Origin of the sequence: Janthinobacterium breve (assembly GCF_051380895.1) — a bacterium.
In the GTDB taxonomy this organism is placed as follows: Bacteria; Pseudomonadota; Gammaproteobacteria; order Burkholderiales; family Burkholderiaceae_D; genus Janthinobacterium.
This window is the reverse complement of record NZ_JBNYXY010000009.1, coordinates 320,436-344,898: the sequence shown is the minus strand read 5'-3', so window position 1 is coordinate 344,898 and position 24,463 is coordinate 320,436. Positions and strand designations below refer to the sequence as shown.

The window sequence follows — 24,463 nt, the reverse complement described above, 5'->3', positions numbered from 1 at the left end:
CATCCCCTTGTTCAGACTTGCGATGCTCCGCCGCAGCATTGCCACGGCGGAGCCTGACACCAAGCAGCCGCTAGCCTAGTGTCCCACTGCCAGATTGGCCTGCACCGTCACACTTTGCTGTATCAGCGAAGAAATACCGCTGTTCTGGCTGATGACCAACAAGCCTGCCGCCGACTGCGCGGTACCGCTCATGGTGTTGGACATGTCGAACATACCGGCATTCACGGCCACCGCACCGCCGGCACCGCCAGCGCCGCCAGCGCCCGCACCACCAGTTGCCGCACCGCCAGTGTTGCTGCCACCGCTACCGGCGGCGCCACCGGTATTGCTGCCACCGCCCGCACCGCCCGCACCACCCGCACCGGCAATAGCGCTGCCGTTCGAAGGCGAGCCGTTTGTTGCGCTGCCATTGCTCGAACTGCCGCCCGCCGCACCGGCGCCACCCGTGTTTTGCGCCAGCCCGCTGCCGCCGCCATTGCCGCCCGCTGCACCCGCGGCGCCGTTGCCGCCAGAGCTGGTACCGGCCGCACCGGCACCACCAGCACCACCGGTACCGCCTGTTGCCGCAGCCCCGGCGCCGCCCGTGCTCGTCAACGCAGCGCCAGCACCGCCAGCACCGGAGCCACCAGCACCGCCTGCGGCACCAGCACCACCCGTATTGGTGCCGCCGGCACCACCGGCGCCGCCCGTCGCGGTACCACCCGTCGATGTGGAGAAGCCACCACCCGAATTTTTGGCCAGACTGCCGGCACTGCCACTGCCGCCAGAGCCGCCAGCGGCGCTGCGGCTGCTACCACCGTCGCCACCAGCACCGCCGATGCCTTTGCCGCTATCACCGCCGTTGCCGCCTGTCGTGCGACCAGTACTGCCGCCTGCGCCGCCAATGGCATCGCCTGCCAAGCCGCCCTTGCCGCCGTTACCGCCATACACATCGCCGCCGGCCGCACCGCTGCCACCTGCGCCGCCTTTGCCGCCGGCACCGGCATCCCCGCTGGTGGCGTTCTTGGCCAGTCCGCCCGCGCCACCTGCCCCGGCCGTGCTGTCACCCACAATCGCGGCGCCATTGATGGCGCTGCCATTCCTGGCGCTTCCGCCTTTCGCACCCGCTGCGCCATCGCCCCCCATGGCAGCACCACCCGAGCCGCCCTTGCCGTAGGCATCGCCCCCCTGTGCGCTGCCGCCGATGCCGCCCTTGCCTGTGCCGCCGCTGGTATTGCCATTATTGGTGGCGACATTGCCAATGTTAGTCACCCTGTTGCCCGACACCGCACCACTCAGGGTGCTCGCTGCCGTTGCCGTCGATGTATTGAAGGCATTTGCCACGCTATTGCTGCTGGTGCCGCCATTGTTTGCCGCCGATGAACCCAGCGCACTGGCACTCGCATTGCCGCTGCTATTGTTTTGCCCCGTGCTCTTGTCGTTATTCTGGTCAGAGTTATTGTCTTGCGTAGCGGTGGAGTGCGCGTTGGCCCCTGGCCCGGCACCGGACTGCGCAGAGGAATTGCTCGCTGTCTGGGTATTGACACCCGTGACATCGTCAACGTTGGTCGTACCATTGTTTTGGGCATGAGCGCTGAAACCGAAGGCCAGCGCTATCGCTGCCGCGATGAGAGTTCTTTTCATTGCAGTTTCCTCTTTAGAAGTTAATTAGGATGCTGGCACCAGACTGAAGCGTCGGGTCCACAGCTACACTGCATATTTGGTGCCAGCAATAATCAACTTAAGCAAGCCATTGAATTAAAACGCATTATTCGATGACTGCAGGCATGCATGGTATTCCCCATCGGAAACTTGGCTGACTGAGGCCTGGAAACTGTCACAGCCATGCGCCACCTGCTTTTCTGTCCCCGCTTGTAAAAATAGAGATATCTGCGCTGAATCAAGCACTTGCAAGATGGCATACCCGTCGCGCCGCTGTCTCAATCCTGTTACACCCCTTCAGATGTAACGATGCGCACGCATGGCGGAGACTTGCCCCTCAGGCGTCAGGTTCAACATTCAATATTGAGCTTTTTGATCATCCGGTACAGCGTCATGCGCGACACGCCCAGGTCACGCGCGGCCTTGCTGATGTTGCTGCCGGCACTGAACAGGCTGGCCTGCACGGCTTCACGGTCCGCGCGCCAGCGAATACTGTCGAGTGCAACATCGGCGCCTGGCTCGTCCGCAACGGACAAGCCCAGGTCCTGCGGTCCGATCGCCCTGCCTTCCGCCATCACCATGGCGCGCCGCACGCGGTTGATCAATTCGCGCACATTGCCCGGCCAGGAATGGTTGCAAATAGCTTCGACGGCAGCGTTGCTGAAGCCTTTGACCATCGGCGCCCGTTCCGCCACATAGGCGGAAAAAAAATGGTTCGCCAGCAACATCAAGTCTTCCTTTCTTTCGCGCAAAGGGGGGACATCGAGCGCCAGCACGTTGAGCCGGTAGTACAAATCTTCCCGAAACATCCCCTGCTTCACCGCCTCCAGCAAATTGACATGCGAGGCCGCAATGACGCGTGCGTCGACGGCCGTACTGTGCGTGGCGCCGACACGGTAAATTGTCTTTTCCTGCAGAAAGCGCAGCAAATTGGTTTGCAAGGAAAGCGGCAAGTCGCCTATCTCGTCGAGAAGTACCGTGCCTCCGGCCGCCGACTCGATCAAGCCCCGCTTGTCGCTCGTGGCCCCCGTGAATGCGCCCCGTTGATGGCCGAACAGCTCGGATTGCGCCAGGCCAGCTGGAATCGCGCCACAATTGATGGGCACGAAGGGACCCGCCGCGCGCGCGGAATGGACGTGTATGGCTCGCGCTGTCAGTTCCTTGCCGCTGCCCGACTCGCCCCAGATCAGCACCGGCGCGTTGGCGCCGGCGACCTTGAGGATCTGGCGCCGCAAGCGGCAAATGGCGACGCCACTGCCCATGAGCGACATATCAGGCTGCTCCAGCGCACACAGTGGCGCGTCCGGCATCTCGCGCAAAGTGGCGTAGCCATAAGCATGGCCCAGGGTATGCCGCAGCCGCAGCATGTCGACAGGTAAAGTGTGATAATCATAGCAATGGTCACGTACCAGGCGCCGGCATGCAGCCGTCTGCAAGGCGCGTGATGGAAAAATGCCCACCCATTGCATATCCCAATGCTGATGCAGGAAACTGTCGATTTCTCCCAGCCCGTCGAGCGGGGAAATCAGTACACCAACCGGAAACGCCTGCGTGCGCAGCGCCCGCGCGGCAGCCGTCAAGCTCGTCATGGTGCAGACTTTCCAGCCTTCCCACGCCACACCAAACTGCTGCATGCCTGCCTCATGCAGCGAGCCATTGCCACTCAAATCGATACACAATAACTGTCGTTTCAACATCCAGCCTCCGAATGGACTGTAATCAAAAGAAAATATCGCGCCGCTGCGTCCCGCAAGAAGAAGCGCCGTGCCGGGCAGCCAAATAAACGGTGGCACTCATGCAAGCCTGTCTTGCTTTCCGGAATGATAAAAACCAATGAAAAGGATGCTGCAAATTACACACCATTACAGCCAAAAGCTCCATTACAGCTTGCACAAGCAACTATCTGCAGTGCATAGCACAACCCTGGCAGCCTATGACTTAATATAATGACTGGCAAACAGGCGCACGCGATGGAACAGCTCCCTGGCAAGGTAGCGAGATCTGTGTATATGTGTGACAATCTTATTAATGTATATCAATGTGGCACTAAAAAATACTTTTCTTTTATAAGTGTTGGTATTCTCTGCCACATTACATTTCCCATTGACATCAAATCAGCACAAATCATTTCAAATTAGAAATTAATATTTCCAACATTTAATACACCCTGTCGTTTTCCAGAAAATAGAGCGCCAAATAGATAGCCCGCTGATTTGACGTTGAAACATATTCCCCGGACATGCTGATTGTGTTTGCGCGCCGCCGATCTACGTCTGACCGGCAAGGCGCAGGAAAGTCATTCGACACCTTTTTTCATCAAGAAAGACGCATCCCACCAGACCCTATGCTGACAAAACATGTTTTTACGCTGGCCATCGCCGCCTGCCTCGCCAACACGGGCCTTGCTGCCGGCCCGCTGAATCAAGCCGAACGCAGCCACTCTGTGGCCGCGCGCATGCAGGCGGAAACGTCCAGCGCCGCCGATCCGGACGCCCCCGCGCCTCTGCCCGTGGCGAGCGATATTTCGCTGGCCGAGCTGGAACGCCGCTGGGCGCTGGGCCTGGCGCAGGCCGAAGAAAAAAACTTCAGCAGCGCGCTCGACCCGGCCGCGCTGACTGCCCTGGCGCAACAGATGGGGTGCATGGATATCGTCGGCGTGCAGCCGTTCGGTTTTCCGCTGGAACAAGCGCAAGCCACCGTCCTGAGCGGCGCCCACCTGCTGGCCCGGTGCCCGGACAGGGCCTACGTGACGATCACGGCGATGTCGATGGCAGGCAAGACGGGCAAGCGCGTCACCATTTCGCCACAGGCGTTCAAGCAGACGGTGGATGGCAGGCCCGCGCGGCGCCTGTATTACAAGGCGCCCAACGGACGCCAGAAGGAATCGCTGACCATCGTCGACGGCAGCTATGTGTATGCGCTCGAATACTGGTCGCTCGATGATGGCCAGCAGAGCGGCATCGCGGGAGTACGGCGGCTGGAACAAGTATCGTCGTTGCCCCCCGCCCAGTCTCGCGGCGGCGCGCACGATGTGCTGGCATGGCCGGCAATGAGATAAGCAATGAATTTCAACTAGATCATCAGGACAGCAAGGAATGCCGACGCCCTCACTTGCAGCGTGCTGGCGACAGCGGGCGTGTATGCTTTTTTAATCGCGCCCCTGTGCCGCATGTTCTTTGACATGGCGTCAGATACGGCCCTGGCATGCATCGGCGGCCCGCTATGTGTTGTGTTTGGTATTCGGGGCGGTATATTTTTGCCAGACAGCTTGCGCAAGGCAAACATCATCGACGAGCGGCGGCAAGCATGCCGCCGCTCGTGGCAAGGCCCGCTTACATGCCCAGCGACTTGAGCAAGTCGGCGTTGTCGTCGTCTTCCGGTTCCACTGCCGGCGCCGGGGCGGCACCGCGTTCGCGGTTTGCGTATTCCGTATCCATCAGCGAGTCGGTATCGACTTCGCGCGAATCGAAATCGTGCAACTTGATGAACTCGGTACGGTCGATCGCCAGTTCCAGATAGAAAATGTTGTTCTTTTCCGTGTAGAAGGTGACGCGGCGCATTTCCGGGCGGTCCAGCGGCGTGTCAACGCTGAGCATCACCTGCTTGTTCAGCACCAGCATCTTCGGCTGGCTCTGGGTGATATTCGTTTGCAGTTCGCGCCGCACCTTGCCCGTGAAGTCGCCCACGATCTGGTTCATCAGCTCGCCCATGATGTTCGACACTTCGTCCGACGTGTAGAAATTGGCCAGTTCCGACTTCGGCATACCCATGTGCAACATGTAGCGCTCGTAGATTTCCATCGCCGTATCGGCGGCAAAATTGAGCACCACCAGGCCCGTGAAACCGCCATCGAACATCACGAAGCAACCGATGTCCGGCTTCAGGCCGGTCTTGGTGATGCGCTGCACCATGCCTGAATAATTGACTCTGCTTTGCGTTGCAACGTTGAGCACCCGAACCACCGAGTTGCACAAACTCATCAACAAATCTTCTGTACCGTACACAACATCCTTTTCTGCATCCATGAGCAACCTCTCCTACTATTTTTAAAGATGACAGCACTGTTTCCCTGCCCGTCGCGCGCCGAAACACGATAGTTTCGCTCAGCAAGCGGACGACTTCACCTTTGCATGCCTGACCTTGCCTGGCCGTGCGAGCCGCGTTGCCGCTGGCACGAACCGCCCTCTTACCTTTTTCTGTATAGAAATAAGTATCAGATGCGCAGAATACCCAGATGTAACATTTCCGTCCAGCCATACCTGCATTTACTTGACGATCTGTGCCGAAATACCATATCTGGCCAGGGCATGGGCGTCAGCACAGGAAATAGTAACTAAAAATCAAGTGCCCGCAAGACCACGCTGCTGACCAGCAGATCGCGGCTCAGATACGCGAAGGCGCGCTGGCCAATGCGCAGGCGGTGGGTGTCGAAGATGGTCAGCAAGTCGCCGCCCTGACTCTGGTCCAGGCTGCGCAATGCCGTCACGGTGATGCGGCAAGACTTTTCCACCCCGAAAACGGCCAGGTGAAAGCGGATGGCCTCGCCTGCCGGCTCGAGCGCGATGCTGTCACGCAGAATGTCATAGGGCATGGCCGCCGCGCCCGTTCATGTGGCGAACGTGGCGACAGCAGCGGCATGCCGGGGCAGGTCGATGATGAAGACGCAGCCATGGCCAGGCACGCTTTCCATGCTCAAGGTGCCGCCATTCGCTTCCACGCTGCGCCGGGCTATCGACAGGCCCAGGCCCGTCTTGTTGGCGCCGCCTTGCGTAAAGGGCAAAAACAAGTCATTTGCGGCCTGCGGCGACAGGCCGGCGCCGTTGTCTTCCACTTCGATCCTGATCCGTTCGCCGTGTGCATACGCGCGCAGCACCACCGTGCCATTCGGCGCGCCAAACTTGAAGGCATTTTGCAGCAGGTTCCCCACGGCACAGAGCAGCAAATCCTGGTCCGCATCGAGCTGCAGCAAGGGAGCAACCTCTTCCACAACCAAGATACAGCGCAGCAAGTCCGCTTCCAGGTTGGCCGAATAACTCAGTTCACTGATGAAGTTGCTCAGGAAGAACACCGAACGCTGCAAGGTCAGGCCCGCCTCCACACGCACTTCCGCCAGCGAGCGGTCAATCAGGGTACGCAAACCCACGAGGCTGCGGTCGAGCACGGCGCCAGTCGCGCCCGTCACGCCCATGCTGCCCTGCTTGATGGCCGCGACGGCCAGGCTGGCCGTGCCCAGGTGATTGCGCAGTTCATGGGCAAAGTAGCCGATGCGCTGGCTCAATGCCAGCGCCTGTTCATTCGCAATCAGCACGTCGCGCCGCTGGGTAAATTCGGATACGGCTTCGGCAATGCCGTTGTCGAGGCAGCGGTTCAGCGTCCTGAATTCCTCGACGGCGAATTCCTCGCCCAGCGCTACGGCAAGATCGCTGACGGCCTGGCACAGGTCGCCATAATCGTGCACCACCTGGCTGACGGAGTAGCCCAGCGCCAGCAACTGCCCGCCGTGCGTGGTGGCGCTGTCGGCCAATTCCGATGTCGCCAGCGCATTGCCATCGGCGGGGCCTGAAATGGCCAGGCTCTTCGCCATCTGGCCCGATTCCTCCGCCTTCAGGGTGCGGATCAGCTGATCAAGGAAGATGGGTATGCCATGTTGCAACTGTTGATCGGTCGGCAATCGCAGCGGCCTCTTGGCAACTTTATCTCGGCAACGGCGCTCCAGCTCGGCGCGATTTTCAGCTAGGAATAGATGCATCATGGCGTTTCCAGCAATCTCAATGATTAAGAATAAGCAAGCCTAGCGTGGTGAGCTGACAAGTACCGTCTGCTACCGAACATAGTTGCGCGCACGCCCACTTGGCGCCGTGCAGCGCACGCGCCGGCCATCTCCATGTGCTATTGTCATCAGATACATAACCAAGCAGGTGCTACGCATGCAAAACATCGTTACCAGCGTCTCGTTCCGCTACATCGATCCACGCCATAAGGAACCGGGCCCGAGCAGGGAATTCATCAACCAGAACATTCTGCTACCGCCGGGCGCCCATTTGCCGCGCATAGGCGAAGCCATCGAACTGATGCACTGGGACTTGAACCGCGACATGAAATCGGGCGTGTATTCGGTCCTGTTTGTCCACACGCGCATCGCCTTGTTTGACGGCAAAGACAAGCCTTCCGGCTGGCATACCACGATCACCGTGGGACCGCAGTCCGATGATATCGATGTACGCTTCCTTACCGCCCCTTCCTGACAACCGTGCGGCCCTTGTTGCGGCCAGGCACGAACACCTAAAATGGTGCTTTATATTAAACATGACCGTGACGGCAGCCGGTGGCACTGTCACGCGCAATGCAAGGAAGTCAATGAATACACTTTTAGAGCAGGCAACGGCGGAAATGATGGCGGCCGTGGAGGCGTGGTTTGTCGAGCGCTTGAAGCGTACCGACCTGGAAGCCGCCGTGAACCGGACCACCTTGCAGATGGGTATCTTTAATGATTTTTTGCTCGACTACATACCCGGACGCACGACGGCCGACGATTTCCAGCTGACTGATACCGATGACTTCGCGCCAAGGACGTCATCGCGCCTGGACGAAGCCGTCGTGCGTGACACCATCGCGCCCCAGTTGGCTGCCATGGTACTAGCGAAGCTGGAGAAACTGGCCGACACGCCACTGATCGACTACCGCTTCAGCTTTCGCGGCAAATTCCAGACGGCACAGGGCAAGCTGCACCTGAAGCTGATCGACTACGTCAACGAAGGCAAGCGCCAAACCTTGCTCGAGCACATACACACTTACATCACGCAAAAACTCGAGCGCGGCAGCAGGCCGACAAAAAAGCTGGAAACGTTTTTCCTGACGCGCCACCTGCTCGATCCTTACCTGTTTCCGCAGCCAGATATCGCCTGGACGATTGCGCAATTCGAACGCATCGAGCAGCTGAACAAGTCACGGCCGCAGGCGCTGGCAGAACATCGCAGCGATATCATCCAGGCCGTGTCGGCCTGGGCGGAGCAGCAATTTCTGCCGCAGTTTTATGATGTGCAGCAATCGGCCTATTGCACCACGGAATACACCTTGAAAACGGGCGCGACGCCCAATACACAGGCGCTGCAACCGATCGACCTGCTGCTGTATGGCGCGGTGATGATATTGCGCCATGAACCGAGCTACGCCAAATCAAAAGGCCTGAAATTCCTGGAAATCGCGCGCGAACTGGGCAGCGAACGGGCCGTGCGCATGCTGGCAGAAGGCAGCGGCAGCTTCCCCGATGGCGACATCCATGTAAAAAATGCACTACTGGAATGCCGCGCCAATGATGTGTTTGCCACCATCAGCATCAGCATCGCCCGGGAAGAGGAAGACGCGTATGCGCAGGCGCTGGCGTTCATCACGCATTTGCTGCAGAACGGTTTCCCGAAAAGCTACCGGATCAAACTCAAATCGAAGGTGAAGCAATATCTTCCCTTGAAAGGCCTGGCCAAGTCCGACACGCACCGCTTTTTTGCCAACGCCCTCGCCTATGCAGCCCTGCAGCCGCAGCTGGAAGCGTATGCGCGCGCGGCCATCGAAGAGTTCGAATTCTATGCCGACACGGAAGGGGAAAAGAATTGCATGCCCGGCACTTACGCCACGTTCGGCTTGGGCTTGCTCGATGCGCGCTATTTCCCCCTGGTGCAGCACTATATGACCAACATCGACGAAGAACACCAGTCCGTGCAAGACCAGTTCACGGCCGCCTTTGCCGAAAAACATGGCGTCACGCGCGACTCTGCCCCCGTGCTGGCCACATGTCTGCGCGCATGCACGGATAACGCAAAAGTCAGGATACAGGCGGAACTGGAGGAGGTAGAAAAACTGGAACTGTTCTGCCAGCAACTGCAGGGGCTGGAAGGCTATCTGGTGGAGCACATGCTGTATCCGGTCTGGGGCAAGCTGGAAAAACTGGCGGCCCTGGCCCGCAAGGCGCAGGGCCCGCGCAAGGAACTGCTGCTGGCCTTGCTGGCAGCGGCGAGCAAGGCGGACGCCTAATGTGCGCAACGTTATGACTTTCACCATATATAATGCGCGCGCCAGAATTGCCGTAAGGCATTTTTTGGCGCCTGACGTCGAATCGTGGAGAAAATACATGCATCAAACACAAGAAACATCGCGCGCTGCCCTGCTGGCAGCCACCTTTGCGGCTACCGTGGCGCTGGCCCAACCCGCCATCGCCGCCGAAACCGCCGTGGAACTCGCGCCGCTAGCCGTCGCCAACCTGTACATCAAGACCATTATCAACCAGGATGAAGCCAGCGTCGCCAAGCTCAACGCCTACCTGCGTCCCACCCGCCTGGCGGGCAAGCAAAGCGCCGAATACGCGTCGTACAGCGCCTTGAAAGAAGCGGATGCCAAGTTTCCAACGGAAACTGGCAAGCTGATTGCCGACCTGTTCCCGGCCGCCATGCAGGCAGCCGTGACACCGGCGGCCGAACTGCTGGCCGCGAATGTCATCGCCGCCAAGAATGGCGCCGCGTGCCAGGCCACCAAGGCGGACCCGGTGACGGTGGAAAACGGCATGCAGACGGCCGCCGTCAGCTTCGAATGCCAGGTCGTCAAGGTGCCCGTGGCATGGGCGGCTGCCGCCCAGCAACTGGCGAAGAGCGGCTGCAAGGTCGAGCAATGCACGGCCGGCCTGAAAAAGATCGCCGCAAGCTACACCAGTGCACCGAAGCAGACGTGGCGCGCCGTGTTTGCCGTCAGCCGCGAAAAGAATACGGAAGCCTGGCGCAACGATTTCGCGCGCGAAACTTTCGATGAAATCTGGGATTACCTGTAATCCTGGCGTCGTTTAGAATGGCCGGATGAACACATTCACTCCGGTACCACAGCCCGCCGGCCTGGCCTTGCTGCGCCTGCTCGACCCCGACCATGTGGAAGGCGCGGTGGCCAGGCAAGTGCTGGCGCAGGACTTGCCTGGCCTGCACGGCAAGCAATTGCTGGCGCTGCTGCGCCGGCTGCGCGCCGCCCAATCCAACCAGCAGCACTATGCGGGCGCCAGCGTCGAGCAGGCTGAACAGCTGTTCGGCGCCGCCATCGCCGCTGTCAAGGCGGAGCTGGCCACGCGTCCGCACATACTCAACAAGCAGGAAGCCAGGGCCTTGCGCCAGGCGGCGGCAAAAAAGCGTTAATCGAGGCGCAAGCGGCCCGCCAGCCGTGCGCGCAAGCACGCCGCCCCCTCCTATAATCGGAAACTCTATCGTTTCCGCTATTGAAAGGCCCCACCATGCCCACACGATTTTCCCGTCACGCATTCGGCTGCGCCGTCCTTGCTTGCTCCGCCCTGAGCACCATGCAGGCGGCCCATGCCCGGGAGACGGGCCCCATCGACGCGCGCGCCGTGTGGACGGAACGCTCGCTGTCGGCCTGCCGCAGCGGGCAATCGCACTCCGCGCCCGACGTCTGCCTGCTGCGCACCATGCAGCGCGCCGGCGCGCGCCCGCAAGCGATCGCCGCCGCCAGGATGCTGGTCAAGGCAAACAAGGCGGGCTTCATCTCCGCCTGGCGCCCGCTGGGCAAGGTGGCCCTGGCCACTGTCACCTATCCTTTCCGCGCCAACACGAATGAAGGCAGCCTGCTGATCGGCAGCGATGGCGCGGCCATCGACGTCGACGAGGACTCCGTGCGCGAGGAAGACCGCGCCACACCCGCCTGGCGCGCGTTTACCGCCGCCCACCCGGACGCCGTGCCGTTTGCCCCCGCCGATTTCGTCGGCAGCACGGCCACCGACGATGGCGGCCAGCGCCTGCTGTTTTCCACGCCCCTGAAGAGCTGCCATGCCTGCGTCGACGATGGCGCGCTGCTGGTCGCCTATACGGTGGACAAGGCGGGCATCGTGCTCGAACGGGAACTCTTGACGATCAAGTAATACTGCGTCAAAGATAAGATAAAATTGCCCGATGGCATGACCATACGAGTCATACGCCATCGATTCAACAACTTATCACAGGAAAACATGCGCCTTTCACGTTTTGCACGACACCTTGCCATCACCCTGCTGTTTGCCTCCGGCAGCGCCTTCCACCTTGCCCATGCCGTACCGGCCGCGGCCGCCAGCACCGCCACCCCGCTGGTCATCGGCGAAAGCTTTGTCATCGATTCGCAGGCGCTGAAGGAAAAGCGCCACATCAATGTGTACATGGCGCGCGCCTGGGATACGCCGCCCGACGCACCGTTACCCGTGCTGTACATGCCGGACGGCGGCGTGGCGGAGGATTTCCTGCACGTGGCCGGCTTGCTGCAAGTGTCGGTGGCGAATGGCACGATGCGCCCCTTCATGCTGGTCGGCATGCAAAACACACAGCGCCGGCGCGATCTGACGGGGCCGACGGACAGTAGCGAAGACCGCAAGATCGCCCCCGTGGTGGGCGGCGCGTCCGCTTACCGGGCGTTCATCCGCGATGAACTGATGCCGGAAGTCAAACGGCGCTACCGCACAACAGGTGAAACGGCCATCGTCGGCGAATCGCTGGCGGGCCTGTTCGTGGTGGAAACGTACTTGCTGGAACCGCAACTGTTCGACCATTACCTGGCGTTCGACCCCAGCCTGTGGTGGAACCATGGCGCCCTGCCGCGCCAAGCGGCAGCCCTGCTGGCCAAGGGCAAGCCAGGCAAGCACACCCTCTACCTGGCCTCCAGCAGCGAAGCGGGCATCGCCGTTGAAGTGCAGCGCCTGGCCGAAGTGCTGGAAAAACAGGCGCCGCACGGCTTGCAATGGCACCAGGAAAAGATGCCGGAAGAAAGCCATGGCACGATCTATCACCCGGCCGCCTTGAAGGCATTCCGCGCCGTGTTCAAGCCGCAGTTGCCGGTCAGCCAATAAAACATGGACAAACTGTAATCTGGCGCAGGACGCGCCCGCCGTCACTGGCGGGTAAAATCGGCGGCCCATCTTCCCCCGCCTGAGTCCAGATTCCCATGAGCTTTTTGCAATTATTTATTCTTTCCATCGTCCAGGGCTTCGCCGAACTGCTGCCCGTTTCCAGCTCCGCCCACGTCATCATGGCGGAAAAATGGATGGGCTTGGACCCCACGTCACCGGAACTGACCATGTTGCTGGTGATGCTGCACACGGGCACCATGTTTGCCGTCATCGTGTATTTCTGGAAATCCTGGCGCGCCACCTATTTCAGCTCGGCCACCGCCTTCCGCAGCAATGTGTTGCTGCTCGTGGCCGCCACTGCGCTGACGGGCATCGTCGGCTTCGGCTTGCTGAAGGGCATTACGCACATCATGAGCAAGGATGCGCCCGGCTTTGAAATCGAGCACCTGTTCGGCAACGCCAAACTGATGGCCGCCGCGCTGGCCGCCGCCGGCGTGCTGATCATCGTTTCCTCGCGGCTAAAGGCGCGCGAAGGCGGCAGCCTGTCCATCGGCAAGGCCATGGTGATCGGCGCAGTGCAAGGCCTGTGCCTGCCCTTCCGGGGCTTTTCCCGCTCCGGCGCCACCATTTCCGCCGGCATCGCCATGGGCGTGCCGCAGCGCCGGGCCGAGGAATTCAGCTTTGCCCTGGCCGTGGTGCTGACGCCCGCCGTGCTGGTCAAGGAAGGCTGGCGTTTCTACCAGGCCGTGGCAAATGGTAGCCTGGACCATCTGGAACACGGCAACAGCCTGCTGCACCTGCTGGGCCCCAGCCTGCTGGGCATGCTGCTATCCTTCCTGGCCGGCTTGCTGGCTCTGCGCTGGCTGTCGCGCTGGCTGGAGCAGGGGCGCTGGCATTTCTTTGGCGCCTATTGCCTGCTGGCCTCCTTGGTGGTGCTGTACGTAGGGTAAAATCGCCGGGTTTCCAGTTTGTACACACATCCCAGCCAGCTCCACTGAAAGCCAACGATGAATTTCGCCGCCACCGCCGCCCTCTCCCTTGCCATGTCCACCGATGCCTTCGCGGCCGCCGTGGGCAAGGGCGCCGCCCTGCACAAGCCGCAATGGCGCGAGGCGCTGCGCACGGGCCTGATTTTTGGCGTCATCGAAGCCATCACGCCCATCATCGGCTGGGCCCTGGGCAGCGTGGCAGCGCCCTACGTGGAAGCATGGGATCACTGGATCGCCTTCAGCCTGCTGGGCATCATCGGCCTGTTGATGATACGCAATGCCCTTTCCGACGCCGACGAGGAAGAAGCGCCCGCGCAGTCGCATTCGTTCTGGGTGCTGGCCATCACCGGCCTGGCCACCAGCATCGACGCCATGGTAGTGGGCGCTGGCCTGGCCTTGCTGGGCGCCAACATCGTCGTGACGGCTGCCGCCATCGGCTTTTCCACCTTCGTCATGGTGACCCTGGGCGTGATGCTGGGCCGCGTGCTGGGCACGGTGGCGGGCCGGCGCGCCGAATTGGTGGGCGGCCTGGTGCTGATCATCATCGGCTGCGTGATTTTATACGAACATATCGGCCATCCGGCCTGAGGATGGGCCGACCAACGGGCGCGCACGCCACAGGTGCCGGCATGGCGGGCGGCGCGCTTTGTGCTACATTCATGACTCTGCATTCCTGTCTCGCAAGGTGACCACCATGGAAACTCTGGAGCTGCTTTTTGCCTCGCTGGTGCGCGAAACGGCCGTATCGATACGCGACCATCACATCCCTTTTGCCATCAAGCACGATGAGCGCGCCTATTTCGAGTGGATGGACGGGCACCCGATCAATGGTTATGTGCAGGAAGCATATCGGGAGATCGAGGAAACGGCCCAGCAGATCCGCGCCATTCGCGCTGGATGATAACGCTTGCCGCAAGCTACTGCGCGGGGCGCCTTGCGGCTGGCGATGCTCACCGCACTTTAGTGCGGTTGCGCTTTTCAGCCACAAATCACCGCCGCTCGCTACGCTTGCAGAAAGCGTCGATACGCTAGTTGAACGCTTTCAAGGAACGTATTGATACGGATCAAACACTCAGCTGTTCGATACACATAAAAAGGTCTGGGCCACGACAATCAGGTCTGGAGGCGGGAGACATGGATCAGCACCAAAAACACCAGATCAGGGGCTATGAATTTCATGTGGCGGCGGCGCTGGAGAAGGATGGGCGCTACAGGGGGATGATTTTGATCGGCAAGCGCGGCGATACGCAGCAGGTGTACGCCAAGCCCATGCTGATTGAAACGCTCAGCAGCTTCAAGTCCGTGCATGCGGCCTTGATCGAGGCATCGGCCTACGCCCAGGAACTCATCTATAGCAAGGCCATCACGGCGCTGCTGCCCGCCGATGCACCGGCCGGCGGCAAGCAGGCGCCACAACCGCCTGACCTGGTCGGCAATTAAGACTGGCAAGGCCACGAGCGGCGCCACCCGGGTGGGCGGACGGCAAGTATAATCATGTTCCCATTGTCAAGAGTGCGTCACCATGGAATATGTGAATTTACCGCTGGTCTTCCTGATCGGCTGCGCCCTGATTGCCTTGCTGGCTAAAAAGAATGGCTACTCGTGGTACCTGTTTTTCTTTGCCATCGCCGTGCCCGCTCCACTCTTACTGCTGGCCCTGCCGCACGTGTTGGGTGTGGAGACGGCTACACTGAGCGCCGTACGCCTGGCCGCCGCCCTGCTCTTCCCTGTGGCAGGCTTGCTGGTGGCCTTGCAGCGTAACAGCTGATGCAGCGCCCAGCTTAACGTGCCTGTATGCCATCGGCCAGGCGCCAGCCGACGGACAGCGCCAGTTGCTGCGCCTCTTTTTCATTGCTGCAATCATCGTAATCGCAGGTATCGGCATATGCGCCGCGCGCCTGGTTCTGGCTGACATACGAACCGACCCAACGGCCATCGCGGCGCTGGCTGGCCGTGGCGCTGATGGTAAAACCTTTGTGGATGGTGGGATTCTCAAAAGACATATTTCCTCCGATGCAAGAAACGTCAGCCAACTGACTGGCTTCCACTGTGCGCCATATGCCGATCACAGTCTGTACGTTTGACCACACACAGAAAGTACACACGCGCCTGTCCTAGCAGCGCCGGGCGATAGGGTATGATTTCGCCATGTGTGGACGATTCGATCAAAATGACACGGCGCGCGCTCTGGCGTCATCCTTCGGCTGGACCGACGCGGTGTTCGACAGCGAGGCCGAGCCGCACCTGAACGTCTCGCCCGGCACGTACCGGCCCGTGCTGCATATCGAGGACGGCGTGCACCGTGTCGACGACGTCTTCTGGGGCTACCGCCCCGCCTGGGCCGCGCAAGCCGTGCCCGCGCCCGGCAAGAAAAAAATCCCCATCGCCATCAATGCGCGGCTGGAAAAACTCGCCGGCGCCTATTGGAAACCCTTGCTGCGCGCGGGGCGCGGCATCGTCTGCGTCGATGGCTGGTATGAATGGACGGGTGAGAAAGGCAGCAAGCAGCCGTGGCACATCCACCGCCGCGACCGCGCGCGCCTGTTCCTGCTGGTGCTGGCCCAGTTTGGCCCCTACAAGCACAACCGCGAGGAAGCGGGCTTCGTGCTGGTGACGGCCGACAGCCTGGGCGGCATGGTAGACATCCACGACCGCCGCCCCGTGGCCGTCCGCCTGGAAGACGCGCACCGCTGGCTGGACCCCGCGCTATCGCCCGAAGCGGCGCTGCACCTGGCGCGCACCTGCATGCTGGACGTGGAACTGTTCGAGTGGCATGCCGTGGATAATCCGCTGGTGCCCACGGCCAGGCCCAAGGCGCCGCCGCCGGCATCGCCGCAAGGCGCGTTTGACTGGGGAACGGATTAAGGCAGCCGCGCCAGGCGGCGCCACAGCGCTTCCAGCGGCCCCTGGCGGAAATGGCGCAGCCAGTAGCGGCTGAGCATCACCTGCCCCGCCATGATCGCTACGGCCAGACCCAGCATCTCTGTGGGACGCAACCTGGCGCCCCAGCCCAGACCCGGCCCCTGCAGCAGCCAGGTGCCAATCAGCGATTGCAGCAGATAATTGCTCAGCGCCATGCGTCCCACGGGCGCCAGCCATGCGCCCAGCCAGCGCAGCATGAAGGGACTGGCCAGCATCAGGGCGGCCACATAGCCGGCCGCCAGCACGGGGCCGCCGGCGAACAGGCCCACTTCGAACAGGGCCGTATCGAACACGGTTTGATAGGGATCAGCCACCTGCCAGGCGATGGCGCCCGCCGCCAGCAGGCTGAATGGCAAGCCCACGCCCAGTCCCACGGCACGCACGCGGCGCCACAGGCGCTGGTGGCGCTGCGGCTGCGTCAGCCAGCCGCAGCGCACGGACAAGATGCCCATCAGGAACAGCACTATGATATGCGGCAACATGACGATGGCATACAGCAAGGAGACGAGGAAATCGTTGGCGCGCAGCCTGGCCACGGCCCACGCGCTGCCTTGCGTGTAAATCGCGTAACGCTCCGCAAAACTGTGCAGATCGCGCGCGATGTCCGGCGCGCCGCCCTGCTGGCCCACGGGAATGAGCAAACACATGAACAGCAAAAAGCCGCCCGCCACCAGCCAGGCGCGGTTGCGCACGCGGCTGAGCCTGGCGGCTGCCAGCGGCAGGATCAGCATGCCGGCGACGGCATACGACGTCAGCACGTCGCCGCTCCAGATGAGGAAACCGTGCAGCAATCCACCTACCAGCAGCCAGCGCAGGCGGCGCCGGTAGGCGGCTTGCGCGGCCTCCCAGCTGCCCAGCTGGCGTTGCAGGGAACGTGTCTGCAAGGCAAAGCCGGCGCCAAACAGGAAGGCGAAGATCGGATAGAACTTGAATTGCGCCAGCGCCGCCACGCCGAAAATGACGAGCTGGTCCAGCACTGGCGGCTGCGCGGGCAAGGTGCCGTAACGCAAGGAAATCGTGCCCCAGGCAAAACCCCAGATATTCACCAGCAAGATGCCAAACACGGCGATGCCGCGCAGCACATCGAGCTGCAGCAAACGGCGGGGTTTGGCGGACATGGCGTTCAGGGCGGGCGTTCAGGGGTGCGACAAGGTGGGGTAGTCGCTCACCTGCAAGCTGAAGCCGGACGCATCCGAACGCAGCTGCGCGTGGCCGCCAAACGGCAAGGTGACCCTACGGCGGATATGGCCGAACTCCAGCCCCGTCAGCACGGGCACGGGCAAGCGCTGGCGCACATAGGCCAGCATGGCGTCAACATCGTAGCCCTTGTCCATCGGGCTCAATTTATAGCCGGAAAAGTCACCGAGCACCACCGCTTGCTGGCGGCCAATGACGCCCGCGTGCAGCAATTGCAGCAACATGCGCTCGACCCGGTACGGGTGTTCGTTGACGTCTTCCAGGAACAGGATGCCATTCTGAATCTCGGGGAAGTACGGCGTACCCAGCAGATGCACCAGCATGGCCAGGTTGCCGCCCCATAATTTCCCCGTCACGTCAACCTGCGGATTGCCAACGGACGTGCCCGTCACCGTGTGCGTGGGGCCGGCCAGGCACGACCACAGCTGGTCGAGCGTAAACTGCTCGGGCTCGTCGCGGGTGAAATCGTCGCAGAGCATGGGGCCGGCAAAGCTGGCGCGGCCCGTTTTCGCCAGCAAGCCCATGTGGAAGGCCGTGAAGTCGCTGTAGCCGACAAACAGCTTGCGGCTGGCAGCCATGGCGGTGAAGTCGATGTCGGGCAGGATGCGGCTGATGCCGTAGCTGCCGCGCAAGGCGATCACCACCTGCACGGCCGGGTCGCTTGCCGCCGCGTCAAGCTGCGCCAGGCGTCCCGCATCCGTGCCGCCGAAGCGCTGGAAGGTGTGCTCGGGGTCGTAATAATTGTGGACAGTGGCGCCTTGCGCCTGCAAGCGGGCGATGCCGCGCGCCACGGCCGCTTCATCGGGCGCGCAACCGCCCGGCGCCACAATGGCGATGCCAATCTCAGGTGTCTTCAAAATATGCCCGGCTAGTCAAATGGTGGGCGCGCCTAGTTACTTTTAAGCTGGCTGGGAGCGCATCTGGGGCGCCATCTTACCTTGCAGATGCACATCGATCAAGGCGAGCAGGCGCTCGATCAGCTGGGGCGGCATATCGTGCCCCATGCCTTCGATCACCTCCAGTTGGGCGCCCGGGATCAGTGCCGCCGTATCGATGCCGCAGGCGACGGGGATCAGGGGGTCGGCCGCGCCATGGATCACTAGCGCCGGACAGCTGATGCTCGGCAGCAAGGCCGTGCGCTCGCCCGAGGCGGCAATCGCCACCATTTGCCGCGCCACGCCTTCGGGGCAGCTGCCCCGCTGCAACGCCGCCTCGATGCGCTGGTACAGCAATTTTTCCGAGACGGGATAGGCGGGGCTGCCGATGACGCGCACGGTGGCAGCCATGTGCGCCATCAGTTCGGCGCGGCTGGCATTGCGTTTCGGACGTTGCAACATGGCGTTGCGCGCCGCCCGCGTGGGGCCGGGCAAGCCGCGCCGGCCGCTGCTCGACATGATGGAGGTCAGGCTGAGCACCTGCTGCTGCGCGCGCGCCGCCATCACTTGCGCGATCATGCCGCCCATCGACACGCCGATCACGTGCGCCTGGGTAATGCGCAGGGCCGCCAGCAAGCCCAGCGCATCGTCCGCCATGTCATTCAGGGTGTAGGAAGTTTTCAGGGGCCAGCCGACAAGGTTTTTCACGTAGGCCAGCGGCAAATACGGCTTGCCCGCCAGCGCCATCTTGCTCGACAGGCCACTGTCGCGGTTATCGAAACGCACAACCCGAAAACCTTGCTCGACGATGCCTTCGACGAAGTCCGCCGGCCAGGCGATCAGTTGCATGCCCAGGCCCATGACCAGCAGCACGCACGGATCGTCAGGGTCGCCGTGACTTTCATAAGCTATGTTGAGGCCGTTCGCCATGATGGTTGCCATGATTGCCTCTCTTCAGGAACCAGCACGCAGACACGATCGCTGCGGCCTTGGAATCAGCATACCACTATTGTGATCTTGCCATCACGACTCATGCGGAAGACGAACTGGAGTGTTGCTCTATTTGCACATGACAGTACCTACTGCGCGTCGCGACTTGCGGTCTGCGATGCTCACCGTACTTCAGTACGGTTGCGCTTCTCGACCACAATTCGCTTCCGCTCGCTACGGTCCTGTCATGCGCTGTGACTCACCAATTGGTAAAAGACTTTATTTTGCTTTCGGCAAACTGTCTGCCAGGTCCACCCACGCCTGCGGCTGCGGCTTGCCGCGCTCGCGCACGCCGAAGAAGGAGACCACTTGCGTGCCATCGTTATCGAAGAATTCGACTGAAGTGACGCCGCCGCGCTTGACGACCCAGCCGCTGCGCAGGGCCGTGTCGCGGATGTGCAGGTTGAAGTCCGGGTCCAGCACGTTGAAGAAGCCGCCGGCAGCCATGGTTTTCTCGATCTTGCCGCTGTAGATCTGCGTCAAGCCGTCATTGCCCAGGAAGACCATGATGGCGACCTTGTCCTTCGCCGCGTTTTCCAGCAAGGTGCGCAGCGCTGCGGGCGTCACGCGCTCGACCACGCCAGCCGGCGCCAGGCGCAGCGCCTGTTCGCGCGTCAAATGGAATTCGCGCATGATTTGCGCAAACTGGTGCACGTCCGTCATGTCTTTCCAGGCCAGCTGGAACTCCTTGACGTCGATCTCGCTGTCCGGCTTCTCGGCCGCTTTCGGCGCCACGGCCAGCACGTTCAATTCCCCGCTTTGCTGAGGCGCGCGGAAGTTTGCCACCAGCTTGTCGTAGACGGCCACGCCCGGCTCGTTGCGCAGGTAGATCTTGTGCACGGCCGTGCCGTTGGCGTCAAAGAATTGCAGGCTGCGCGTCGGCTTGCCGTCGCGGCCTGCTTGCTCCACGGCAAATGCGTATTTCCAGTTTTCAAAGTGGAAACGCAGGTCGATCTGGCCGCCCAGGTAGCCGCCGGCGATATTGCGCTGGCGCGCTTCCGTTTCCGGGTCCTGTTTGGCGTCGGCCTGTTCCGACTTGTCGCCCGCCTGCTTGAATTTGCTGGCAACGCCCGTCGTTTCGATGACGCCATTTTCATTGCGCGTGATCGCTTGCACGAGGCCCAGGTCCAGCGCGGCGCGCATGATTTCGCGCGGCTGGTTGCCGTCCGCCTGCAATCGCGTGACGCCCTTGCCGATGTTGGTGGCCAGCAATTGCGCTTCGGATACGCCGAGCGCGCGCGCCGCGTCGCGGATCTGCAGTTTCGGCTGTTCCGTGCGCAAGGTGGACCAGCGTTCCGCCAAGGTGGCTGGGGCCGCGGTTGCGTTTGCAATCAGCAGGCTGCATAGCAGGGATAGAACGAGTTTGGATAACTTCATAGAGGGACCATTCAATCAAACATGGAAAAAAAGAGGGGCAAGCACCCCTCCCCGGTAAAAATCAATAGTTGATGCTGAGGCTGGCTGCGACGTTGCGACCCGGCTTGGCGTAGCGTTCGATCTCGGCGCGGCTGGCCACCGTGGTGCCGGCAGACAGGCTGCGCGCGGCGGCGTAATCCCAATACTTGCGATCCGTCAAGTTGTACACGCCGACGATAATCTTGGCGTTCTTGTGCACGTTCCAGTAAGTCGACAAGTCGAAGATGGTGTAGGACGGCACGGTGAAGCGCGGCGCGGTCGTGCCCATCAGCAAGTCGTTCGGCGCCTGTTTTTCACCGGCGTGCACGGCCGTCAGCGCCAGGCCGAACAGTTGATTCGCGTGATCGTAGCCGAAGGTCAGCGCAGTCTTGGCCGGCGCCACCGAGGCCAGGCCGCCGCTCTCGCCCGTCAGGGTATTGAAGGAGCGGCCCTTGGCCACGCCCGTGGCCAGGTCGACGCGGTAGCCCTGCATGGCCGGCAACCAGGTACCCAGTTCCGCGCGCAGGCTCAGCTCGGCGCCCCAGGTGCGCGCATTGCCGATGTTTTCCGGACGGAACAAGCCCTGGGTGAGGGTCGGGTAATTCACCGGGTCCAGGTCTTGCGCCACATACTCGATCATGTTTTTGTATTCCGTCTGGTAGACGGAAGCGTGCATGCTCAAGCCCCTGGTCACGTCGCCTTTCAGGCCCAGTTCATACGCCTTGCTGGTTTCCTTGCCCAGATTTGCATTGCCCAGAACGGCGTAGCCCTGTCCCGAGCCCGTGTAACTGATGGAATCATAGGTGCCCGTGCGCTCGACCGCCGTCGGCAGGCGCGTGCCGCGCGTGAACGTGGCGTAGGCCTGCATTTGCGGCAGCACTTCCACGGACAGGCTCAGGCTCGGCGTGAAGTAGGTGTCGCTGTCCTTGCGCACTTCCTTGGCGGCACCCGGTACGCCGATGAGGTAGTTTTGCAGGTTTTTCGGCTCCAGCTTGCGGTAGTCGGCACGCAGTCCCGGCGTCAGCACGGCCTTCTTGCCGCCCAGGTCAAAGCTGTAGTCGTCGCGGACGTACAGGGCCAGTTTGCTGCTGTCCATGTCGGCCATGCGGTTCTTGCGTGTGATCTGGTGCTCGCCCGTGGCGACCACCGTGCGGTCCTCCAACCAGGGACGGCGCGATTTTCCCTGCTCCAGCTGCACGCCATACAGCAGCGCGTTATCGGCATTGAGCTGCTTGAAGGCTTCCGAGCTCAAGCCGATGATGTCATTCTTGAAGCTGGTGTCGATGGCGCGCTGGAAGTTGCCGCGGTAGGTATAGCGTCCCTTGCTCTTGTCGTCGATCTTCGCGTTCTGCAGATAGACTTTCGAGGTCAGGCGGTCGAACAGGGCGAAGTCCTTCAGCACCACCTCGTGGCCCAGACTGACGCGGGTACGCTTGGTGGTGGAATCCTGCTGCACACCGTCCGGGTACATGGCGCTGACTTTATTGTTGAGATCGCGCTTGTTCTTGCGTTCGAACATGTCGACCGTCAAGTCCAGCTTTTGTTCGCCCGGCAAGGCCCACACCAGCTTCGACAGCAAGGCGTTCGAATGCCAGTCATCCGGGTTGACGGGCGCGCTGCCACGGCTATCGAGCTGCTCGCCATCGCGATGCACATACACGGCCAGGCCTTGCAGACTGGCACCGATCCTGGCGGCGCCCGTCAGGGTGTGCGCATTGCTGCGGTCGGCCGTGGCGCGGCCGTACTTATAGGCCACATAGTGGTCTTGCCCTTCGCCCAGGTAATCCTCGGGCGACTTGGTGATGAAAGCCACGCCGCCACCCAGGCCGGGATTGGCGCCGCTGGCGGCCGTCGTGCCCGAATCGATGCGCACTTCGCGGAAAGTTTCAGGATCGAAATAATCGCGGCCCATGCCGAAGGCGTTGAGGGTCGTGCTGTCCGGCTTCGGCGCCGCATCCGGCAGGGAAATGCCATCGAGTTCCAGGCTGACCCGGTTGCCTTCGAGGCCACGGATGTTGTAGCCCGTATTGCCGGCGCCGTCCCAGATGCCGCCGCCGCCCGAGGCCGCCATCGGCGCGCTGATCAAGCTCTGGTAGCGCACGATGCCGCCCATGTCCGTCACGTTGCGGCGCTCCAGGTCTTCACTGCGGATGACAGTCTTGGTGCCGGCGCGGCGTTCATAGTCCTGTTTGGCATTGACGACGATTTCCGGAAACACGGGCAGCTTGGCCGGCTCCTGGGCCGCCGTGCCCGCGTTGATGGCGGTGGTTTGCGCATGCAGCGGCAACAGCGGCGCGGCGAACAGGCCCAGCAAGGCGGCGCGCAACACCAGGTTGTGGCGGCGAACGGGAAGTGGCGCGAGGGATACGACGGGTGCAGCGGAGCGCTGCAGAAGCACTGTAGTCATGATGATCCGGTCTAAGAGTAAAGGCTGGCTCTTGAACCCGAATCAACGACAAGGCGTCAGGGAAGTTTGCTGGCGAAAACAATACTGTAACACGAATCATTCTCATTTGAGAATGGTAAAGTGGTCTATATAGATGTTATTTCGCAACAGTTGCAAAAATGCCAGCCGGGAGGGCTGGCAGGGATGGCATGCTGGGCAAGGCCATGGCGGCCCTGCCCTGTCATGGCTGGTGTCAGGCCTGCGGATTGGCCAGCTTGCGCGCTTCCGCCTGCGCACGGCGGCGCTCGGCAAAGAAGCGCTTGAGGAAGGCCCCGCACTCGTCGGCCAGTACGCCGCCTTCGATGGCCGTCTGGTGGTTCAGCGCCGGCTGCTCGAACAGGTTCAGCACGGAACCGCAGGCACCCGTCTTAGGGTCGCCCGCACCGTACACCACGCGCGCCAGGCGTGCATGCAGCATGGCGCCCGAGCACATCACGCATGGTTCCAGGGTCACGTACAGCTCGCAGCCGGGCAGCCGGTAGTTGCCCAGCTTTTCGGCGGCCGCGCGCAAGGCCATGACTTCCGCGTGCGCCGTGGGGTCGTGGCGGCCGATGGGCTGGTTGTAGCCCACGGCGATGACTTCGCCACCCTTGACGACGACGGCGCCGACGGGCACCTCGCCCAGATCCCACGCGTGCTGGGCCTGCTCCAGGGCGAGTTGCATGTAGCGCGCGTCCTGCGCGCTATCGTGCGTTTCAGTCATCGGTCACTTCTGCCCAGCAATTCGGCGTTTCATGCAACACCAGCTTATGCAGGTGCAAGCCTGTGCCGAAATGGTCGGTAAATGCCGCTTTCAGTATCTCGAAGGCGATGCGCGCCAAGTTTTCCACGGTGGGAATGCGGTCGATGACGACGGTTTTATGGTCGGGCAGGCTGGCCAGGAAGTCGCGCACGGCCACATCCTTTTCATACACGAGGAAGGCGTGGTCCCACACATCGACCAGATGCTGCTTGGCCAGGGTTTTCACGTCGGAAAAGTCCATGATCATGCCATTGTCGGAATTGCCTTCCGCTTCGATGACCTTGCCGACCAGGGTGATTTCCACCGTGTAACGGTGGCCGTGCAAGTTACGGCACTGGCTTTTATGGTCGGGAATGCGGTGGCCCGCGTCGAATTCGAGCTTGCGTGTGATAGTCAGCATATTGTTTT

General features: G+C 61.7%; 26 protein-coding genes. 13 read left to right on the top strand and 13 right to left on the bottom strand.

The window, feature by feature from the left end; all coding sequences use genetic code 11:
- Positions 1-75: 75 nt before the first annotated feature.
- Both ACQ4W0_RS19935 and ACQ4W0_RS19930 read right to left on the bottom strand, forming a co-directional pair.
- A complete protein-coding gene (locus tag ACQ4W0_RS19935) occupies positions 76-1,623 on the bottom strand; it encodes a hypothetical protein (RefSeq protein ID WP_436578331.1) in 1,548 nt (515 codons plus the stop codon).
- A 368-nt stretch (positions 1,624-1,991) separates the two neighbouring features.
- Positions 1,992-3,275, bottom strand: coding sequence for a sigma-54 dependent transcriptional regulator (locus tag ACQ4W0_RS19930; RefSeq protein WP_436578330.1), 1,284 nt, complete (start codon positions 3,273-3,275; stop codon positions 1,992-1,994).
- Positions 3,276-3,985: 710 nt separating this feature from the next.
- On the opposite strand from ACQ4W0_RS19930, the gene ACQ4W0_RS19925 reads away from it, so the two are divergent.
- Positions 3,986-4,699, top strand: coding sequence for a hypothetical protein (locus ACQ4W0_RS19925; protein ID WP_436578329.1), 714 nt, complete (start codon positions 3,986-3,988; stop codon positions 4,697-4,699).
- 274 nt (positions 4,700-4,973) lie between these two features.
- On the opposite strand, the gene ACQ4W0_RS19920 is transcribed toward ACQ4W0_RS19925, so the two are convergent.
- The 3 genes from ACQ4W0_RS19920 to ACQ4W0_RS19910 all read right to left on the bottom strand — a co-directional run bounded on the left by ACQ4W0_RS19920 (position 4,974) and on the right by ACQ4W0_RS19910 (position 7,393).
- Entirely contained in the window at positions 4,974-5,666 is a 693-nt protein-coding gene (locus ACQ4W0_RS19920) for a DUF3334 family protein (RefSeq protein WP_436578328.1), read from the bottom strand.
- 308 nt (positions 5,667-5,974) lie between these two features.
- Positions 5,975-6,232 (bottom strand): DUF1488 family protein, encoded by a 258-nt coding sequence (locus ACQ4W0_RS19915; protein WP_436578327.1) that lies wholly within the window; start codon positions 6,230-6,232, stop codon positions 5,975-5,977.
- 15 nt (positions 6,233-6,247) lie between these two features.
- The gene (locus ACQ4W0_RS19910; protein ID WP_436578326.1) at positions 6,248-7,393 is read right to left on the bottom strand and encodes a sensor histidine kinase; all 1,146 of its coding nucleotides are present in this window, start codon (positions 7,391-7,393) and stop codon (positions 6,248-6,250) included.
- A 175-nt stretch (positions 7,394-7,568) separates the two neighbouring features.
- Here ACQ4W0_RS19910 and ACQ4W0_RS19905 point away from each other — a divergent pair, with 175 nt between their 5' ends.
- From ACQ4W0_RS19905 to ACQ4W0_RS19855, 11 genes are all read left to right on the top strand, one after another.
- Complete coding sequence (locus ACQ4W0_RS19905) at positions 7,569-7,886, top strand: hypothetical protein (RefSeq protein WP_436521749.1); 318 nt, start codon at positions 7,569-7,571, stop codon at positions 7,884-7,886.
- Between the two features lie 112 nt (positions 7,887-7,998).
- On the top strand, positions 7,999-9,669 hold the full coding sequence (locus tag ACQ4W0_RS19900; RefSeq protein ID WP_436578325.1) for a DUF6138 family protein: 1,671 nt from the start codon (positions 7,999-8,001) through the stop codon (positions 9,667-9,669).
- Between the two features lie 97 nt (positions 9,670-9,766).
- The gene (locus tag ACQ4W0_RS19895; protein ID WP_436578324.1) at positions 9,767-10,456 is read left to right on the top strand and encodes a hypothetical protein; all 690 of its coding nucleotides are present in this window, start codon (positions 9,767-9,769) and stop codon (positions 10,454-10,456) included.
- A 25-nt stretch (positions 10,457-10,481) separates the two neighbouring features.
- Positions 10,482-10,808, top strand: a complete 327-nt coding sequence (locus ACQ4W0_RS19890; protein ID WP_436578323.1) for a hypothetical protein — start codon at positions 10,482-10,484, stop codon at positions 10,806-10,808.
- Positions 10,809-10,903: 95 nt separating this feature from the next.
- Positions 10,904-11,545 (top strand): hypothetical protein, encoded by a 642-nt coding sequence (locus tag ACQ4W0_RS19885; protein WP_436578322.1) that lies wholly within the window; start codon positions 10,904-10,906, stop codon positions 11,543-11,545.
- Positions 11,546-11,632: 87 nt separating this feature from the next.
- Positions 11,633-12,499 carry an alpha/beta hydrolase gene (locus ACQ4W0_RS19880; RefSeq protein WP_436578321.1) on the top strand — a complete coding sequence of 289 codons (867 nt, stop codon included), beginning with the start codon at positions 11,633-11,635 and terminating at the stop codon, positions 12,497-12,499.
- A 95-nt stretch (positions 12,500-12,594) separates the two neighbouring features.
- Positions 12,595-13,449, top strand: coding sequence for an undecaprenyl-diphosphate phosphatase (locus ACQ4W0_RS19875; protein WP_436578320.1), 855 nt, complete (start codon positions 12,595-12,597; stop codon positions 13,447-13,449).
- Positions 13,450-13,506: 57 nt separating this feature from the next.
- Positions 13,507-14,076 carry a manganese efflux pump MntP gene (gene mntP, locus ACQ4W0_RS19870; RefSeq protein WP_436578319.1) on the top strand — a complete coding sequence of 190 codons (570 nt, stop codon included), beginning with the start codon at positions 13,507-13,509 and terminating at the stop codon, positions 14,074-14,076.
- A gap of 106 nt (positions 14,077-14,182) precedes the next feature.
- Positions 14,183-14,389 carry a hypothetical protein gene (locus ACQ4W0_RS19865; protein WP_436578318.1) on the top strand — a complete coding sequence of 69 codons (207 nt, stop codon included), beginning with the start codon at positions 14,183-14,185 and terminating at the stop codon, positions 14,387-14,389.
- 233 nt (positions 14,390-14,622) lie between these two features.
- Positions 14,623-14,928 carry a hypothetical protein gene (locus tag ACQ4W0_RS19860; protein WP_436578317.1) on the top strand — a complete coding sequence of 102 codons (306 nt, stop codon included), beginning with the start codon at positions 14,623-14,625 and terminating at the stop codon, positions 14,926-14,928.
- An 82-nt stretch (positions 14,929-15,010) separates the two neighbouring features.
- Positions 15,011-15,256: a hypothetical protein gene (locus ACQ4W0_RS19855; protein ID WP_436578316.1), complete on the top strand. Its 246-nt coding sequence runs from the start codon at positions 15,011-15,013 to the stop codon at positions 15,254-15,256.
- A gap of 13 nt (positions 15,257-15,269) precedes the next feature.
- On the opposite strand, the gene ACQ4W0_RS19850 is transcribed toward ACQ4W0_RS19855, so the two are convergent.
- Entirely contained in the window at positions 15,270-15,491 is a 222-nt protein-coding gene (locus ACQ4W0_RS19850) for a hypothetical protein (RefSeq protein WP_436578315.1), read from the bottom strand.
- 145 nt (positions 15,492-15,636) lie between these two features.
- On the opposite strand from ACQ4W0_RS19850, the gene ACQ4W0_RS19845 reads away from it, so the two are divergent.
- Entirely contained in the window at positions 15,637-16,353 is a 717-nt protein-coding gene (locus ACQ4W0_RS19845; RefSeq protein ID WP_436578314.1) for an SOS response-associated peptidase, read from the top strand.
- Here the strand turns inward: ACQ4W0_RS19845 and ACQ4W0_RS19840 are convergent.
- From ACQ4W0_RS19840 to queD, 7 genes are all read right to left on the bottom strand, one after another.
- On the bottom strand, positions 16,350-17,528 hold the full coding sequence (locus tag ACQ4W0_RS19840; RefSeq protein WP_436578313.1) for a DUF418 domain-containing protein: 1,179 nt from the start codon (positions 17,526-17,528) through the stop codon (positions 16,350-16,352). The two genes, ACQ4W0_RS19845 and ACQ4W0_RS19840, sit on opposite strands and share 4 nt — an antisense overlap.
- Before the next feature lie 18 nt (positions 17,529-17,546).
- Positions 17,547-18,464 (bottom strand): muramoyltetrapeptide carboxypeptidase, encoded by a 918-nt coding sequence (ldcA, locus tag ACQ4W0_RS19835; RefSeq protein WP_436578312.1) that lies wholly within the window; start codon positions 18,462-18,464, stop codon positions 17,547-17,549.
- A gap of 42 nt (positions 18,465-18,506) precedes the next feature.
- Positions 18,507-19,424, bottom strand: coding sequence for an alpha/beta fold hydrolase (locus tag ACQ4W0_RS19830; RefSeq protein ID WP_436578311.1), 918 nt, complete (start codon positions 19,422-19,424; stop codon positions 18,507-18,509).
- A 267-nt stretch (positions 19,425-19,691) separates the two neighbouring features.
- The gene (locus ACQ4W0_RS19825; RefSeq protein ID WP_436578310.1) at positions 19,692-20,849 is read right to left on the bottom strand and encodes a hemin-degrading factor; all 1,158 of its coding nucleotides are present in this window, start codon (positions 20,847-20,849) and stop codon (positions 19,692-19,694) included.
- Positions 20,850-20,910: 61 nt separating this feature from the next.
- A complete protein-coding gene (locus ACQ4W0_RS19820; protein WP_436578309.1) occupies positions 20,911-23,274 on the bottom strand; it encodes a TonB-dependent hemoglobin/transferrin/lactoferrin family receptor in 2,364 nt (787 codons plus the stop codon).
- A gap of 232 nt (positions 23,275-23,506) precedes the next feature.
- Positions 23,507-24,016, bottom strand: a complete 510-nt coding sequence (gene tadA, locus ACQ4W0_RS19815) for a tRNA adenosine(34) deaminase TadA (RefSeq protein ID WP_436578308.1) — start codon at positions 24,014-24,016, stop codon at positions 23,507-23,509.
- Entirely contained in the window at positions 24,009-24,455 is a 447-nt protein-coding gene (gene queD, locus ACQ4W0_RS19810) for a 6-carboxytetrahydropterin synthase QueD (protein WP_071077189.1), read from the bottom strand. Before queD ends, tadA begins: the two co-directional genes overlap by 8 nt.
- Positions 24,456-24,463: the final 8 nt, after the last annotated feature.

Coding starts and splice junctions, on each gene's coding strand:
- ACQ4W0_RS19935 (WP_436578331.1), bottom strand. CDS start 1,623: ATGAAAAGAACTCTCATCGCGGCAGCGATAGCGCTGGCCTTCGGTTTC.
- ACQ4W0_RS19930 (WP_436578330.1), bottom strand. CDS start 3,275: ATGCAGCAGTTTGGTGTGGCGTGGGAAGGCTGGAAAGTCTGCACCATG.
- ACQ4W0_RS19925 (WP_436578329.1), top strand. CDS start 3,986: ATGCTGACAAAACATGTTTTTACGCTGGCCATCGCCGCCTGCCTCGCC.
- ACQ4W0_RS19920 (WP_436578328.1), bottom strand. CDS start 5,666: ATGGATGCAGAAAAGGATGTTGTGTACGGTACAGAAGATTTGTTGATG.
- ACQ4W0_RS19915 (WP_436578327.1), bottom strand. CDS start 6,232: ATGCCCTATGACATTCTGCGTGACAGCATCGCGCTCGAGCCGGCAGGC.
- ACQ4W0_RS19910 (WP_436578326.1), bottom strand. CDS start 7,393: ATGATGCATCTATTCCTAGCTGAAAATCGCGCCGAGCTGGAGCGCCGT.
- ACQ4W0_RS19905 (WP_436521749.1), top strand. CDS start 7,569: ATGCAAAACATCGTTACCAGCGTCTCGTTCCGCTACATCGATCCACGC.
- ACQ4W0_RS19900 (WP_436578325.1), top strand. CDS start 7,999: ATGAATACACTTTTAGAGCAGGCAACGGCGGAAATGATGGCGGCCGTG.
- ACQ4W0_RS19895 (WP_436578324.1), top strand. CDS start 9,767: ATGCATCAAACACAAGAAACATCGCGCGCTGCCCTGCTGGCAGCCACC.
- ACQ4W0_RS19890 (WP_436578323.1), top strand. CDS start 10,482: ATGAACACATTCACTCCGGTACCACAGCCCGCCGGCCTGGCCTTGCTG.
- ACQ4W0_RS19885 (WP_436578322.1), top strand. CDS start 10,904: ATGCCCACACGATTTTCCCGTCACGCATTCGGCTGCGCCGTCCTTGCT.
- ACQ4W0_RS19880 (WP_436578321.1), top strand. CDS start 11,633: ATGCGCCTTTCACGTTTTGCACGACACCTTGCCATCACCCTGCTGTTT.
- ACQ4W0_RS19875 (WP_436578320.1), top strand. CDS start 12,595: ATGAGCTTTTTGCAATTATTTATTCTTTCCATCGTCCAGGGCTTCGCC.
- mntP (WP_436578319.1), top strand. CDS start 13,507: ATGAATTTCGCCGCCACCGCCGCCCTCTCCCTTGCCATGTCCACCGAT.
- ACQ4W0_RS19865 (WP_436578318.1), top strand. CDS start 14,183: ATGGAAACTCTGGAGCTGCTTTTTGCCTCGCTGGTGCGCGAAACGGCC.
- ACQ4W0_RS19860 (WP_436578317.1), top strand. CDS start 14,623: ATGGATCAGCACCAAAAACACCAGATCAGGGGCTATGAATTTCATGTG.
- ACQ4W0_RS19855 (WP_436578316.1), top strand. CDS start 15,011: ATGGAATATGTGAATTTACCGCTGGTCTTCCTGATCGGCTGCGCCCTG.
- ACQ4W0_RS19850 (WP_436578315.1), bottom strand. CDS start 15,491: ATGTCTTTTGAGAATCCCACCATCCACAAAGGTTTTACCATCAGCGCC.
- ACQ4W0_RS19845 (WP_436578314.1), top strand. CDS start 15,637: ATGTGTGGACGATTCGATCAAAATGACACGGCGCGCGCTCTGGCGTCA.
- ACQ4W0_RS19840 (WP_436578313.1), bottom strand. CDS start 17,528: ATGTCCGCCAAACCCCGCCGTTTGCTGCAGCTCGATGTGCTGCGCGGC.
- ACQ4W0_RS19830 (WP_436578311.1), bottom strand. CDS start 19,424: ATGGCAACCATCATGGCGAACGGCCTCAACATAGCTTATGAAAGTCAC.
- ACQ4W0_RS19825 (WP_436578310.1), bottom strand. CDS start 20,849: ATGAAGTTATCCAAACTCGTTCTATCCCTGCTATGCAGCCTGCTGATT.
- ACQ4W0_RS19820 (WP_436578309.1), bottom strand. CDS start 23,274: ATGACTACAGTGCTTCTGCAGCGCTCCGCTGCACCCGTCGTATCCCTC.
- tadA (WP_436578308.1), bottom strand. CDS start 24,016: ATGACTGAAACGCACGATAGCGCGCAGGACGCGCGCTACATGCAACTC.
- queD (WP_071077189.1), bottom strand. CDS start 24,455: ATGCTGACTATCACACGCAAGCTCGAATTCGACGCGGGCCACCGCATT.